Source organism: Pseudomonas sp. 5Ae-yellow (assembly GCF_014077575.1).
In the GTDB taxonomy this organism is placed as follows: Bacteria; Pseudomonadota; Gammaproteobacteria; order Pseudomonadales; family Pseudomonadaceae; genus Halopseudomonas; species Halopseudomonas neustonica.
The window spans coordinates 22,395-37,453 of the sequence record NZ_JACGWE010000003.1; the positions used below are offsets into that span (position 1 = coordinate 22,395).

At 55.6% G+C, this 15,059-nt stretch carries 16 protein-coding genes; 2 read left to right on the forward strand and 14 right to left on the reverse strand.

Features of this window, described 5'->3' with window-relative positions:
* Positions 1-169: 169 nt before the first annotated feature.
* From H4J77_RS03085 to H4J77_RS03095, 3 genes are all read right to left on the reverse strand, one after another.
* The gene (locus H4J77_RS03085) at positions 170-751 is read right to left on the reverse strand and encodes a DUF1285 domain-containing protein (protein WP_123889523.1); all 582 of its coding nucleotides are present in this window, start codon (positions 749-751) and stop codon (positions 170-172) included.
* Between the two features lie 74 nt (positions 752-825).
* Positions 826-1,425, reverse strand: a complete 600-nt coding sequence (locus tag H4J77_RS03090) for a DUF4823 domain-containing protein (protein WP_372237884.1) — start codon at positions 1,423-1,425, stop codon at positions 826-828.
* A gap of 32 nt (positions 1,426-1,457) precedes the next feature.
* On the reverse strand, positions 1,458-2,357 hold the full coding sequence (locus H4J77_RS03095; protein ID WP_182246978.1) for a radical SAM protein: 900 nt from the start codon (positions 2,355-2,357) through the stop codon (positions 1,458-1,460).
* 276 nt (positions 2,358-2,633) lie between these two features.
* Here H4J77_RS03095 and H4J77_RS03100 point away from each other — a divergent pair, with 276 nt between their 5' ends.
* Positions 2,634-4,289, forward strand: coding sequence for a carboxylesterase/lipase family protein (locus tag H4J77_RS03100; protein WP_158611272.1), 1,656 nt, complete (start codon positions 2,634-2,636; stop codon positions 4,287-4,289).
* A gap of 31 nt (positions 4,290-4,320) precedes the next feature.
* Here the strand turns inward: H4J77_RS03100 and H4J77_RS03105 are convergent, their stop codons facing one another.
* On the reverse strand, positions 4,321-5,301 hold the full coding sequence (locus H4J77_RS03105) for an amidohydrolase family protein (protein WP_123889899.1): 981 nt from the start codon (positions 5,299-5,301) through the stop codon (positions 4,321-4,323).
* Positions 5,302-5,419: 118 nt separating this feature from the next.
* On the reverse strand, positions 5,420-6,082 hold the full coding sequence (locus H4J77_RS03110) for a TetR/AcrR family transcriptional regulator (protein ID WP_123889823.1): 663 nt from the start codon (positions 6,080-6,082) through the stop codon (positions 5,420-5,422).
* Between the two features lie 256 nt (positions 6,083-6,338).
* On the opposite strand from H4J77_RS03110, the gene H4J77_RS03115 reads away from it, so the two are divergent.
* Complete coding sequence (locus H4J77_RS03115) at positions 6,339-7,505, forward strand: aminotransferase class V-fold PLP-dependent enzyme (RefSeq protein ID WP_123889824.1); 1,167 nt, start codon at positions 6,339-6,341, stop codon at positions 7,503-7,505.
* A gap of 234 nt (positions 7,506-7,739) precedes the next feature.
* Here the strand turns inward: H4J77_RS03115 and H4J77_RS03120 are convergent, their stop codons facing one another.
* From H4J77_RS03120 to fabG, 9 genes are all read right to left on the reverse strand, one after another.
* Entirely contained in the window at positions 7,740-8,519 is a 780-nt protein-coding gene (locus tag H4J77_RS03120) for a TatD family hydrolase (protein WP_123889825.1), read from the reverse strand.
* A 3-nt stretch (positions 8,520-8,522) separates the two neighbouring features.
* Entirely contained in the window at positions 8,523-8,879 is a 357-nt protein-coding gene (locus tag H4J77_RS03125) for a PilZ domain-containing protein (RefSeq protein WP_123889826.1), read from the reverse strand.
* 38 nt (positions 8,880-8,917) lie between these two features.
* On the reverse strand, positions 8,918-9,913 hold the full coding sequence (locus H4J77_RS03130) for a DNA polymerase III subunit delta' (protein ID WP_123889827.1): 996 nt from the start codon (positions 9,911-9,913) through the stop codon (positions 8,918-8,920).
* Positions 9,906-10,538 carry a dTMP kinase gene (tmk, locus tag H4J77_RS03135; protein ID WP_123889828.1) on the reverse strand — a complete coding sequence of 211 codons (633 nt, stop codon included), beginning with the start codon at positions 10,536-10,538 and terminating at the stop codon, positions 9,906-9,908. Before tmk ends, H4J77_RS03130 begins: the two co-directional genes overlap by 8 nt.
* Positions 10,535-11,611 carry an endolytic transglycosylase MltG gene (gene mltG / locus H4J77_RS03140; protein ID WP_123889900.1) on the reverse strand — a complete coding sequence of 359 codons (1,077 nt, stop codon included), beginning with the start codon at positions 11,609-11,611 and terminating at the stop codon, positions 10,535-10,537. Before mltG ends, tmk begins: the two co-directional genes overlap by 4 nt.
* A 2-nt stretch (positions 11,612-11,613) precedes the next feature.
* Complete coding sequence (pabC, locus tag H4J77_RS03145) at positions 11,614-12,459, reverse strand: aminodeoxychorismate lyase (protein WP_235869727.1); 846 nt, start codon at positions 12,457-12,459, stop codon at positions 11,614-11,616.
* Entirely contained in the window at positions 12,456-13,697 is a 1,242-nt protein-coding gene (gene fabF / locus H4J77_RS03150; RefSeq protein ID WP_123889829.1) for a beta-ketoacyl-ACP synthase II, read from the reverse strand. Before fabF ends, pabC begins: the two co-directional genes overlap by 4 nt.
* Before the next feature lie 200 nt (positions 13,698-13,897).
* Positions 13,898-14,134 (reverse strand): acyl carrier protein, encoded by a 237-nt coding sequence (acpP, locus tag H4J77_RS03155; RefSeq protein ID WP_092284417.1) that lies wholly within the window; start codon positions 14,132-14,134, stop codon positions 13,898-13,900.
* A gap of 178 nt (positions 14,135-14,312) precedes the next feature.
* The gene (gene fabG / locus H4J77_RS03160; RefSeq protein ID WP_123889830.1) at positions 14,313-15,056 is read right to left on the reverse strand and encodes a 3-oxoacyl-ACP reductase FabG; all 744 of its coding nucleotides are present in this window, start codon (positions 15,054-15,056) and stop codon (positions 14,313-14,315) included.
* Positions 15,057-15,059: the final 3 nt, after the last annotated feature.

Genomic DNA, 15,059 nt, shown 5'->3' on the forward strand with positions numbered 1-15,059 from the left:
ACACTAGCTATTGTGCATTTGGGGAATGCTAGACCTACATATGGTAAACATCAACCGTAAAAACCGGCTGATTTCAGCATTTTTTGATTGACTTTAAAGCAGATTAAAGCAGTTACCAGAGACAACTAAGAGCGCGCCCAGCAATGACGCGGGGCGCTGGGTTAAACCGCTACTTAGCACCGTCTATCGGGAAAAATTCTCCGTTACTCCAGACGCCCAAACGCGCCTGACCATCCATGCTGTGTTCAACCGCACGCTCAGCCAATTCGTAGAACAAATTACGGCTGATCAGCGCTTCCAGATTATCGCGCAGCAGCACGTAGGGCGAGGGTTCCTGGGTTTGCTTGTCGACTTCAACGCGAATGGGGTGCTCGGAGTCTACCGTCACCTCATCTTCAAGGTTGGTGGTAAAGACAAGAGACTGGTTTTCGCCCTCACCCTCCACTTGCAGTCGAGTCGCCACAAAGGGCACATCATCTACTTTGATCGCCCAGCGCTCGACCGGCGTAACCAGGTAATAACGGCCGTCCTCATCAAAGCGAAGAATGCTGGCAAACAGCTGTGCCAGGGCCTTGCGCTCAATCGGGTCACCTTCGTGGTACCAGGTTCCATCGCGGGTGATGTGCATATCCATCTCACCGCTGAGCTCTGGATTCCAAAGGTGCACCGGTGAGGGCTCACGGCGCTGCAAGGCGCCGCGCTGGGGAATACTGTCGAGCAGGGATTGCGCCGGCAAAGGACGATTAGCCATATCAATCACTCCTTGAGAAAGTAAAACGGATAGACAGCGCAAAAGCGCTGCCAGTTCACCAGATCAGGTGAAACTCAATGCCGCCCCAAGAGCTGCAATGTGTAATCGCGCAGGGGCGGACGCAGCAAATCTTGCGGGCTGGCTTTATAGAACTGGACAAACCCGCCGCGGGTTTTGATGCTGGCAAAATCAACCAGATGACGAGTGCCCACTTCCATAAGGATCAAATGCAACACACCGCGGTCGACGCCCAGGTCCTCCCAACGCCCCGATTCTTCCCATTGCTCAGGACTGCCAATAGCGTCTTCAGCGGATGCAAAACGTGTGTAGAGCAAATAGTCATATTGATAGCTGCGCGCTTCCGCCAGGGCTTCTTCCAAACCAAGCGGCTGTTCGGCTCGGCGCACAATAGGAAATACTTCAACCGCGGCGGCAAACGCTTCTTCAGCGACCACGTTGGGTCTGGCGTAGGGATCACCAATCGGCAGGAAGTGCCCCTGGGCAATGTACAATTTGGAATCGGACTGCAACGTCCAGGTGCTGCTGCGCTTGATCTCATAGTGATCAATCACCCCCACATCACCCAGGTAATAACCTGCTTGCCGGGTCATCTCGGAAGGTTTCATGCAGCCTGTAAGCAATACCAGCATTAGAGCCAAGCCCAAACGCATCATGCACCTTCTCCTCAATACCATGACCAGATGGGTTATAACCCGCGCATCCACTCGGGACGAAGCTGCGCGCGCTCAGGACGGACTATCGCCTCTTCTATCTGCGCCAGCAGGCGCGCCTTGTCTTCACCGAGCACGCCTTTGAGCACCAGCGCGTTGGAGGCATGGTCGCTGCGAAAGACGCTATTGTCCAGCGTCAAGGCACTGACAAACTGCTGCAGCTCATTGAACAAGGCCGCTTGGTCCAGCTCCTCAAAATCCGGGTATTGTGCCTTGAAGCGCTCCAGACCCTGCGGAAAGTTCACTACCAGCGTAGACACAAACTCTGGCTGCGTCAGGTTCATCAGCTTCGCCGAGTTGGCAGCATGCTGAGCGCTCAACGCCTTGCCACCCAGCCCGTTGAGGATCATCACCGAGCGTTGCAGGCCCGCCTCACGCGCCTTGTTCAATGCATCGGCGGTAGAGGCAAAGGTTTCCCCCTTATTTACTCGCGCCAGCACCTCGTCATCGCCCGATTCGGCGCCAACATAGAGCATCTGCAAACCTGCTTCCCTGAGCTCAGATAGCTCTTCAACACTCTTGCGTTTGATATTGCGTGGCAAGCAGTAAGAGGTTACTCGTTCAACACTGGGGATGTTTTCGCGAATAGCTTCGAGGATGCGCAACAGTCGGCGAGTGGGCAGCACCATGGCATCGCCATCAGCAAGGAAGATGCGCTGCACTATATAGCTGTCGCCCACCCGGCGAATCTCATCCAGCACCTCGGCTTCATCACGGGCACGGAATTTCTTTTGTGGTGCGGTGTACATCTCGCAGAAGGTGCACTTGTTCCAGGAACAGCCATTGGTTACCGGTAGAATTAGCGAATGCGCCTCACTGGGCGGCCGAAAGACGGGCTCGATATAGCTGACAGGAAAATCCTGTTCAGGGGGCATGGCGACACTCCACTGGTTACTAGCGGGCCTGGGCCCGACATTGAATGATTGCTAGGCAGGGGGGTTAAACCCAAGACATCAGCTTGATCATAATCTCAATCAAACCGGAAAGCTTAAGCAAATAACATCAGAAAACCAATCCCCTGTACGGGTTTGGAATCTGTCGACCGCATCACATATAGTCCTCGCAGCGGCTGAACACATATGAATTATGTCTCACCACTTGGAAACAAGCTCAATAAAAATAACAGTCACTGCGCAACGGAAATAACAATAATGAAAAATATCACGCTCCCGCACAGACGCGGATTTCTGCTCAAACCCCTTGTCTCTGCCCTCCTCGCCATCAGCCTGGCGGGCTGCTTAAGTGGCGGTGGTGGCGGTAGCGATGACGCCCCGGCACAAGCCGCTGTCAGCGCTGTCAGCACCACTGAGGGTGACCTCAAAGGCATATCCATGAATGGTATGCGCGTATTCCGTGGCATCCCCTACGCCCAACCACCGGTGGGTGAATTGCGCTTTGCGCCTCCAGAACCATTAGCGCAGCGCGATGAAACACTGCAGCTAAGCGCCGAGTTCGGTAGCAGCTGTGTGCAAGTAGACCTTGCTACCAGCAGCGTAGCGGGCAATGAGGACTGCCTTTACCTTAACGTCTACACACCTGAATCAGGCGAAGACTTGCCGGTGATGGTCTGGATTCATGGCGGCGCTTTTGTATTTGGTAACGGCGGCGGCGAGTACGATCCAACCAGGCTGGTAGCACAGGATGTGATAGTGGTAACCCTGAATTACCGTCTTGGCTTGCTGGGCTTTCTTGCGCACCCCAGCCTCGCATCGGACGGCGGCAACTTTGGTTTGATGGACCAGCAACAGGCACTACGCTGGATCAAAGCAAACATTGCTGCGTTTGGCGGCGATCCTGACAATGTTACGGTGTTTGGTGAGTCTGCCGGCGGCCACAGCGTAATGAGCCATATCGTCTCCCCGCGCGCCAAAGCTGAAAATCTGTTCCAGCGTGCCATTGTGCAAAGCGGTTCCTATGCTCCCTTTCAATCCAGCAAAGCAGTCGCTCAAGCAGCCGGCCAGAACGTTGCAACCTCGCTGGGCTGCGGTAACAGTCAAACAGCGGAAAACTGTCTTCGCGACTTACCTGCCACCCAGTTCCTGACAGTCCAGGGCTCGCAGGTCATTCCGAATTCAGATGCGGCAACAGACTTGCTGCCCAGGACCATCCAGACAGCGCTGAACGATGGCGACTTCAATACTGATCTGGACATCATGATTGGCAGCAATCAGGACGAAGGCACCCTGTTTGTCGCCCTGGATGAGCTGACCGAGGGAAGCTCGCTCGACGCCCTGGGAGAGGCTGAATACCGTTCTCGCGTAGCCGACCTATTCGCTGGCTCAGGCCTGGATGCCGATCAAATAGCGACAGACTACCTAGGCTATACCCCAGTTGGTGCCAACCAGCTGTCTTTGGCACTATCAGCCATCTGGACTGACTCCAACTTTGCCTGCAACGCCTACGCACAAGCTGGCACCTTTTCTACCGCCAACATGAATACCTATCAGTATTGGTTTCGTGATGAAGACGCGCCCTGGACACTGGTGCCTTCCGCCAGCTTTCCGTTGGGGGCTACGCATGCGAGTGAGATCCCTTATGTGCTCTACCCAGAGAGCCTGATGAGATCGCGTTACACCGGCACGGAAGTAGATGTGGACAGACTGGCTAGCCAGATGGTTGGCTATTGGAGCCAGTTTGCCAAAGACGGAGACCCCAACAGTACCGACGGTGTTGACCCTAATTGGGCACAGGCATCAGGAGGGATAGTGAACACGCTGGATACTCCGACCACCGCTGACGGCTCGGTACTAAACTTCCTCGGCTATCATCGCTGCAGCTACTGGGCCAGCCCACCGCTGGATAACTAAACACGAAGTCTGATCACCTGCCACAGCTCGGCTACTCGACGGGCTGTGGCAGGTCTTCCTGCTCCTGCGGCAGCACCGCTAGAAAGTTATCCCGCGCTACCTTATGGGCAACATCCTCCGGCAAGGCATCAAGAAACACATCAAAGCCATGCATGTACTTGCTGACACTATCAAAGTGCCCTACTACGTCGGACCCCAACATAAAGCGATCGGGATAATCCTCGACCAACTGCACCCACTCCGGATTGGGATTACCCTCGCTATCAACCAGGTAGGGCTCGCGCACGGTCCAGGATAAATCGATATACAGGTTGGGATAAGCCTTGAGCATGCGCTGCAGCGTAGGCAGCAGGAACTCCAACTTGGTCTGGTGGCGATGGACTTCCATACTGGTCCCGGCATGCGCCCAAATAAAGCGCACTCGCGGGTGATTGCGCAGTGGTTCTTCTATTTCCTGCAGATAGAGCGGGTTGCGCTCACGCTGGGAGGTAATATTGCTGTGCACCATCACCGGCAGATCGTATTCCGCAGCCAGCGTATAGACCCGATCCATAGCGTCGCTATTGGCCCGCGGTGGTTCGCCATGAATCAGTGCCGTCAGATCATCGTGTCGGGTGAAGACTTCACCAATGCCCTGCCAGAGCCCCGGATAAAGCGCCAACATACGCCGAATGTGGGCGTCGGAGTTTTTATCGTTTGGATTGAAACCTGACAGAAACGGATGGAACCGACTTTTTTGCTCGGTTGGCAAGTTTTGGTAGGCGTCGGCCACCAACAGGTCAGTGGCGCTAAACCAGTAGGCGCTGCCATCATCGCCAGCATAATAGCGCGGACGCTTGGGCTCGTTCTCACTCCACTTTTTAGCAACCGGAATACCAGAGAGCATCACGTGCTCCACGCCGCTTTCATCCATTTTGTCCAGCAACGCCTGCATACCTTCGGTTTCCTGGAAGAAATCGACGTAATGCAGGTGCGCGTCAGAGTAAACGTAATCGCGCGCGAGCAGCGGCATGGAAAGACAGCATGCCAGCAAACCGCAGGTAATACGTGAAGGGATCGATAAGATCAAAGGTCAGCTCCTTTATGGCCTGCCTCATAGACCACCCCACCTCTGCATGAGTTCAGTTAACTCAAATTTCCGATTGGGATGCTGAATCAGCGATCTCTGACTCCTTTTTGCGCTTGGAGCGATTACCCATGCGCACACCGATATCCATCAAGAACTGCATGTAGGCTTCCTGGTCCTTGATCACGTCTTTCCAGAAGGGTGAGTGATACATGGCCATGGCACCGTGTACCAGCGCCCACGCGGCGGAGTAATGAAAGTAGGCCGGCACATCTTCCAGCTTGCCATCGTCGATGCGGGTCTGAATAACACCCGTCAGGTGATTAAAGTTAGAACCACGAATGGCATGCAGCTCTTCGACCATGACAGGCAATTGATTGGCCTTGACCACTTTCTCTTCGAGCCGGTCAAACAGGCGATAACGCTCCGGATCACTCATACGGAACGCAAAATATTCGCGCGACAAGGCTTCCTGATTACGTTCGATATCCTTGGAATGCAGCAACTCTGCCAGATCACGCTCATAATCAAGCATCAGCCGCAGATAGATTTCCGCTTTGGATTTAAAGTGCTTGTAGATGGTCCCCTTACCGATCCCCACCTCGTCAGCGATCATCTCAACCGTGACACTGTCTTCCCCCTGCTCCAGAAACAGACGCAAGGCGCTATCCAGGATTTCCTGCTCCCGACGACGAAACTCGCGGACTTTACGTGATTCTTTCTGCATTGAGGCACCTGACAGTAAAACTAAAAGTGTTGCCCATTATGCCAAGCCGATGACCAGATGCCCATATTTGATTAAAAGCTGACTAATGGGTTCGCAGGCGTCGCAATTTGTCTGAAGATAGGCAGATATTGCATGCCTGCGTTGTACCGGTATCACTAGGGAAAATGTAGACGTCACTATTTTTTCCGCCAGATAGGCAAGTCACCGTGGCCTGCTTAAAACACAAGCACTATGCTGACTGCCAAAGGAGGACAGCATGACAACACCCTATGACTGGCAACACGAATTCCCGCTTGATCCTGACATCTGCTACCTGAACCATGCCGCAGTCGCTCCCTGGCCAAAGCGCGCAGCCGACGCCGTCAGCCGCTTCGCTCAGGAAAACGCGCGTCAGGGCGCACGCGACTATCCGCGCTGGGCCAAACAGGAAACACACCTGCGCCAACAGCTAAAGCAGCTGGTCAATGCGCCCTCTGTGGATGACATAGCGCTGGTCAAGAACACCTCGGAGGCGCTTTCCTTCGTTGCGCAAGGCATTAACTGGCAAGCCGGCGACGAGATAATCACCAGTGATCAGGAGTTTCCTTCCAACCGCATTCCCTGGGAGGCTTTGAGTTCACGCGGCGTTAACGTGCGTCAGATATCACTGCAGGGTGACGATCCCGAGCAGGCGCTCATCGATGCTATGAATGAGAATACGCGACTGCTGACGATCAGCTCGGTGCAATACGCCAGCGGCTTGCGGATGGACCTGAAGCGGCTGGGCGCCGCCTGCCGCACCCGAAAAATACTGTTTTGCGTGGATGCTATTCAAACCATCGGCGCCCTGCCCTTTGATGTGCAAAGCATAGACTGTGACTTTGCCATGGCAGACGGCCACAAGTGGCTGCTGGGCCCTGAAGGCCTGGGCGTTTTTTATTGCCGAGAATCCGTTCGCGACCAGTTGCAGCTGACCCAGCACGGTTGGCATATGGTCGAGGCCATGGGTAACTACGATCTAAAGCAATGGCAGCCCGCCAGCTCGGCGCGGCGTTTTGAGGCGGGTAGTCCAAACACCCTCGCTCAGCACGCGCTGTCAGCAAGCCTTGAACTGCTGCTGGACACAGGAATGGACAGGGTCGGCGCACTGCTCCAGCAGCGCGTGGCCTATCTGATAACGGCCCTTCAGCAGACTCCCGGCGTTCGCCTGCTCAGTCCAGAAGCACCCGAGCGGCGTGCAGGGATAGTGACCTTTGCCATTGAGGGTGTTGATCACCCGCGCTTGCACCGCGAACTGATGCAATCGGGGATCATTTGCGCCCAGCGTGGCGGCGGGATTCGCTGGTCACCCCACTTTTACACGACCGAAGACACCCTGGATCAAGCCGTGAGCCAACTGCAATTGCTAATCAGCCAACAAGGGGATAACAGCGGTTCACGATAAAGCGGGGCGTACGTATTCCAAATCAGTTTATAAAAAAACGAGGGGATACTGGAAAGCCGGGGGATTTAAACAATACTCAAACTATCAGATACGGCATTCCCCCAAGTGCCTGTCTGAGCTGACAGGTTAGCTCCTGTCTCAGTATCACTCCTAATGGTCTTAACCCGAATTCTTCCCCCAGAATTCGGGTTTTTTTTATGCTTTGGAAGCAACAAGTCCCTGAGAGGAGTACTTTTAGACAGTAGTGAGCGGAAACAGACGATGAAAGTTATCGCCCGTTTGCTGCCACAGCGTATCGACAGACACCCCGCGCAGCTCAGCCAAAAAAGCAGCCACTTCACAAACGAACTGAGGCTCATTTGGCTTGCCACGATGCGGAATCGGCGCCAGATAAGGCGAGTCGGTTTCGACCAGCAGACGGTCGGCTGGCACCTGTCGAGCCACGTCGCGCAAGGCTTCCGCATTACGGAAGGTCACAATGCCCGACAACGAAATGTAGTAACCCATATCCAGGGCCGCACGGGCCATGTCCCAATCTTCAGTAAAACAGTGCAATACGCCGGCATTCGGCAGATCGGCTTCACGCAAGAGGGTCAGCGTATCCGCACGGGCAGCGCGGGTATGAATGACAACGGGCTTACCCGTAACCTTCGCCGCCTGCAGATGGACGGCAAACGACGCCTGCTGTTGCTCGGCCAACTCAGGCTCATAGTGGTAGTCCAACCCAGTCTCACCAATGGCCACGGTACGCGGATGGTCCAGCGCGGTCAGCAACCAGTCAAGATCGGTTTGGGTGCTGTCTTTTAGATCCAGCGGGTGCACACCCACACTGCAGAACACATCCGCATGCTGATCTGCCAGCGCCTGGACTACAGGCGCGTTGGTTGCATCCACGCCAATGCACAGGAACTTGCGTACGCCACGCGTGCGGGCGGCGTCCAGCGCAGCTTCGAGCGAGCCGTTATAGGGTGTGAGATCGAGTCGGTCTAGATGGCAATGCGAGTCAATGAGCATGGATTACATAGTGTGGGTAGGTCGGTCGGATTTGAGTGCGCCGGCAAGATAGGTTTCGATCTTGCTGCGCGCGGTGTTGTCCTGGTCACTGAACTGCACGCCAATACCGGCAGCACGGTTGCCCTGCGCGCCCTTGGGGGTGACCCAGATAACCTTGCCGGCGACCGGAATCTTCTCCGGTTCTTCCATCAGGTTAAGCAGCATGAAGACCTCATCACCCAGGCGATAGTTCTTGTTGGTCGGAATGAACAGACCGCCATGCTTTACAAATGGCATGTAAGCCGCATACAGCACCGACTTGTCCTTGATGGTCAAAGACAATATGCCGTTGCGCGGGCCTGGTGCCTTGGGATTGTTCATCGCTCTTTCCTTGTTAAAAGCGTATTACCACTATCAGGTTAACGTCTTTCCAGCAGGTTTTTCCACTGAACCAACGCCTTTTCCAGAAAGAGTACGCGATTCAGGTTGGCTTTGCTGGCAAAGAGTCGGCGATGCTCCAAGAGCCAGTCCTGCCAAGCCAATAACTTTGCCACATCCAGCTTCTTCGCCATGTAGCCCAGCACCTTGTCCATATCAGCGCTGACAGCTGCATCGCTGGCCTGCTGCTGCAATTTAAGCAGGTCCAGGGTCCAGGCACAAAACCAGTCGAGCAATAGCTCAATCGGCACCGGGTTCCACTGCTCGGCAAGCTTGGACGGAGCGGCCTGGCCTTTCAGCAGCGCTTTGATCCCCTCCACCACTTTCTCGCGCTGCGCGAGGGCATCTACCTGCGCCAGCGAGAGTGCACGCAAGGGCGCTCCGCCCGCCATCTGCAGCAGCAACGCGCAGTCGTCTGTGGAGCGATCCGGCAATTGCTCGGTTAACCATGCCGCGGCTTCGTCGGCACCTGGCAGATTAAGCGGCTGCACTCGACAGCGACTGCGAATAGTGGGTAACAACCGACTGGGCTGATCGCTCACCAATAGCAGATAGGTTTCTGCCGATGGTTCTTCCAGCGACTTGAGCAATGCGTTGGCCGCGTTCACATTCATCGCTTCAGCAGGTTGTAGCACGACCACTTTTCGCCCGCCCTGTTGTGACGTCTGGGAGATGAAGTCGACCAACTGGCGTACGGCATCCACCCGGATTGCCTTACCCTCTTCCTCTGGTTCCAGCATCAACAAGTCGGGATGACTACCCGCCAAGCGCAACTGGCAGCTGCGACATGCGTCACAGGCAACACCCGCGTCCGGCGTATCACACATCAGAAAGGCTGCGAAGGCACTGGCAAAACGTCGCTTACCGCAACCGGGCTGTCCAGTAAAAAGATACGCATGGGCAAAGTCCTGCTGCGCAGTTAAACGCTGCCAACCAGGCTGGTGCCAAGGCGCTGGCTTGCGGACTGGCTCAAGCATGCCAGCGCTCCAGTATCCAATTGATAGCCGGCTGCAGCTCGGCCTGAACGCCCTCAATTGAAGCACTGCCATCGATTACCCGGTAGCGCCCGGGCGCATCAGCAGCTCGGGCCAGGTAGGTCGTTCGCACAGCGTCAAAGAAGGCGCGCTCCTCCTGCTCAAATCGATCCAGCGCGCTACGCGCTTTTGCTCTGGCCAAGCCTACCTCAACCGGCACATCGAACAGCAGCGTAAGATCGGGGCGCAAGTCGCCCTGAACCCAGGTCTCCAGTGCAGCAATGCGCTGCATATCGATACCTCGTCCGCCGCCCTGATAAGCGTAGGTTGCATCAGTAAAACGGTCGCTAATAACAACCCGCCCTTGCGCTAGAGCCGGACGGATAACCTGGTTGAGATGCTGCGCGCGCGCTGCAAACATCAATAATAACTCGGCGTCACTGTTCATCTGCTCGCTGTGATTGGCCAGCAACAGGGTACGAATCTGCTCAGCGATCGGCGTACCGCCCGGCTCGCGCGTCAGCAGTGGGTCGCAACCAGCAGCTCGCAAACAATCGGCCAGATAGCGCAAGTTGGTCGATTTGCCTGCGCCCTCGGGGCCTTCGAACGTGATGAACAGTCCGCTCATTGGGCTATGTCCTGCCCTGCGGCTGCAGCCGGAGTAGAAGCCGGCGACGACCGATAATCCGAGCGACGGCTAAGCTGATACTGGCGAACCGCCCGGTTGTGTTCGACCAGACTGTTAGAGAACACATGGGAGCCGTCGCCTTTGGCAACAAAGTAGAGGCTCTTGCCTGGCTTGGGATTAACCGCTGCCTGCAGTGCTTCACGACCAGGCATGGCAATAGGGGTTGGCGGTAAACCATCAATCACATAAGTGTTGTAGGGCGTTGGCTGAGTGAGATGCCGACGCCTGATATTACCCTTGTAGTCGGCGCCGAGGCCGTAAATGACAGTAGGGTCGGTCTGCAGCTTCATGCCGATATTCATCCGACGGGTGAATACGCCGGCGATTTCAGGACGCTCACTCGGCACACCGGTTTCGCGTTCGACAATGGACGCCATGATCAGCGCCTCGTAGGGCGTATCAAAGGGCAAATCACTGGCCCGCTCTGCCCATGCTTCTGCCAGCTGCTGCTCCATAAGCTGGTAAGCACGCAATAGCAGATCACGGTCACTCATACCGAAGGTGTACTGATAGGTATCAGGGAAAAAACGGCCCTCAGGATGAATACCGGACAGGTCGAGCGCATCCATCACCTGAGCATCGCTCCACTCTTCCGGCAACGTCTGCTTCAGCCGCTCGGCCTGGCGCAGGGCACTGCGTACCTGGGCAAAGTTCCAACCCTCGACCAGCGTCAGGTGGCGCTGCAGCACGTCGCCTCGCTCCAGCAAGTGCAGCAGCTCGGCAGCGGTCATCTCCGGCTGCAGTGCGTACTCACCCACATGCAGCACAGCCCCTTCCATCTGCCATTGCCAGTAACGACGCAACCAGGCGCTGTCTTCGAGCACATGGTCGCGCTCGAGCTTGGCAAATATACCTGCGGGCGTACTACCTGGAGGCACTTCCAACGTAGTTGGTTCTTGCAGCTGTAGTGGCTGATGCAAGGCAGTTTGCAGCGTCAAGAACCCCCAGAGACCACCACCCAGGACCAACAAGGTAGATACAACCAAAAGAAATGCGATGATTTTGCCAAAAATTTTCACAAATAAACCTGTTTTGCCAAGGATTGCATCTGGCGGGTGAACGGACCGACCGGCCAATGCCGATCGCCCAACTGAATCACCGGCCAGACTCCGAATAAACTGTTACAGCACATCACTTCGTCGGCACTCAGCAACTCGTCATAACCGACTGTCCGGACCTGCACAAAGCCACCCTCTTGCTGCACCCGCTCGATAAGCAGATCACGCATCACGCCCTGCACACCACACTGGCTAAGATCAGGCGTCACCCAAGCGCCAGCAATACGCATAAACAGATTGCTCATGGTGCACTCTATCGGCTGCCCCGTCAGGTCGCACACCAGGCCTTCTGCGTAATCACTGGACTGCCACTCACTGCGCGCAAGCACCTGCTCCAGGCGGTTCAAGTGCTTCAAACCGGCCAATAAGGGCTGGTGCCCCAAGCGCGTTTCGCAGGCAAACAGCCGAACACCCTGTTCAGCATGCTCAGCCGGGTATACAGCAGCATTAGAGCCAAAGAGAATACGAGTCGTTTCAGCGTTTGCGGGTATCGCATAACCGCGCTTACCGCTGCCTCGGGTAAGAATCAGCTTGATCAGCCCTTCACCTAGACGCCGGGCCAGCCTCTCAACGTCGATAGCCAGTTGCTCAGCGGGCAAGGTCAGACGCAGAGTACGGCAGCCACGCTCCAGACGTTGCAGGTGGCGCGACCACAAAGGTGCGCTACCACCTACCACCCGAATAGTCTCAAACAGACCATCGCCATAGGCCAGGCCACGATCACTCAGCGGCAAACAATCAGTCTCCTGACCGTTTAACAGAGTGAGCGTGACAGGCCCGGACATGGCGGCGTCTGTGCTCATTCGCAGCGGCGAAAGACCAGACTTCCGTTGGTACCACCAAAGCCAAACGAATTGGATAGCGTGACATTGAGAGGCCGCTGTTGCGCACTATGCGCAACGTAGTCGAGATCACAGCCCTCATCCGGGTTATCAAGGTTAATCGTCGGAGGAGCAACCTGATCACGCAACGCCAGCACGCTGAAAACCGCCTCAACCGCGCCGGCTGCGCCTAACAGGTGGCCCGTCATCGACTTGGTCGAACTGATAGCCAGCTTGTAGGCGTGTTCGCCAAACACGCTTTTTACTGCACGTGTCTCAGCTAAGTCGCCCGCAGAGGTAGAGGTGCCATGCGCATTGATGTAGTCAACCTCATCGGGATTGATGCCGGCATCCTTCAACGCATTAGCCATGCACTTGGCGCCACCGCGACCGTCTTCTGGCGGTGCCGTCATATGGTACGCGTCGCCACTCATGCCAAACCCAACCAGCTCGGCATAGATATTGGCGCCACGCGCCTTCGCGTGCTCGTACTCTTCGAGCACCATGGCACCGGCACCATCAGACAGGACAAAGCCGTCACGCTCGCGATCCCAGGGGCGGCTGGCCGCTTGCGGATCATCATTACGGGTCGTCATGGCGCGCGCAGCACTAAAGCCGCCCAAGCCAAGTCCACTGGTGGCCATTTCCGAACCACCCGCCACCATCATATCGGCCTCGCCATAGGCAATGTTACGCGCCGCCATGCCGATGCTGTGTGTGCCAGTGGTGCAGGCGGTCGTCATCGCATAGTTGGGCCCTTGCAGACCATATTGGATGGACAGATAGCCGGCAACCATATTGATGATCGACCCCGGCACAAAGAAAGGAGATATGCGGCGAGGACCACTATTGAGCAATTGCTCACAGTTCTTCTCGATATTGGTGAGACCACCGATACCAGAGCCCATGACCACACCAATACGATCCCGGTTCTCATCGGTAATCTCTATACCGGAGTCCTTGATCGATTGCGCACAGGCTGCCAAGCCGTACTGAATGAACAGGTCAAGCTTGCGCGCTTCTTTCGCCGCCATATAAAGCTCGACGTCAAAATCACGTATGGATCCGCCAATGCGCGTATTAAAAGCACTGACATCCATATGCTCAATAGTGGCAATCCCACTCTTGCCTGCCAAGGCGGCCTGCCAGCTGCTTTCAACCGTATTGCCCAACGGCGACAACATACCCAGACCGGTTACCACGACGCGTCTGCGCGACACAGCGAACTCCTTATTCAACTCTCTATAGCAACGAGCAAGGGCAACCCCCTGCCGCGAACCTGCCATATTGTCGGTGCAAACGCGCCGAGCAGCAAGAAGCTAAGCTAAAGGCTGCGTATCACCATAATTCGGACATACAAAAAAGCCGCAGATACTTGAGAGCACTGCGGCTTTTTTCGACCTTTCGGCAGACTTCGTGATTACTTCTGGTTCGAGTTCACGTAGTTGATTGCTTCCTGGACGGTGGTGATCTTCTCGGCTTCTTCATCCGGAATCTCAGTCTCGAATTCTTCTTCGAGAGCCATAACCAGCTCCACGGTGTCCAGGGAATCAGCGCCAAGATCTTCAACAAAAGAAGCGCTGTTGGTCACTTCTTCTTCTTTGACGCCGAGCTGTTCGGCTACGATTTTCTTGACGCGTTCTTCAATGGTACTCATACCTTGTTCTCACTCCTATGTGCAGTTCCGAGAAGCCGGACTGCGGGTAGTTTATAGAAACAAATCGCTTGGTTTCAAGCGTCAATCGCTTCTATCGTAACGGGTGCCAAGCCTTTGGAGCCTGTACCCAGCAAAAAATCATGCAAAAACATCATTGTAGCTCAGGTAAAAAAACACCTCAGCTCATGTACATACCGCCATTGACCGGCAAAGTTGCCCCGGTAATGTAGCCAGCAGACTCACTGGCAAGAAACCCTACAGCAGCAGCAATTTCCTCGGCCTGACCCAAACGGCCTAGCGGAATCTGCTCCAGCATCACGTCACGCTGGGTGTCATTAAGCGCACGCGTCATGTCTGTGTCAATAAAACCCGGTGCTACCGCGTTCACAGTAATGGCACGCGAGCCCACTTCTCGTGCCAGCGCACGGGTGAAACCTTCCATGCCAGCCTTGGCTGCAGCATAGTTGGATTGACCAGCATTACCCATACCACCCACCACAGAACTGATGTTGATGATACGCCCCCAACGGCCCTTGGTCATGCCTCGCAGCACTGCCTTGGACAAACGGTAAACCGACCCGAGGTTGGTGTTGAGCACATCATCCCATTCGTTCTCTTTCATGCGCATCAACAGATTATCGGCGGTGATGCCAGCATTATTGACCAGAATCGCCGGCGCACCGTAGGTCTCGGTAATGGCTGAAAGCACAGCTGCTACTGAGTCGGCATCGCGCACATCAAGCTTCATACCGGTACCCTTGTAGCCCGCCTCGGCGAGCTTGTCGGCAATCGCCTGCGCGCCCTGATCACTGGTAGCAGTGCCAACGACAATCGCGCCCTGGGCGGCGAGAGCATGGGCGATCGCCTGACCAATACCACGACTTGCACCGGTAACCAGCGCAACTTTTCCTTCAAGACTCATATT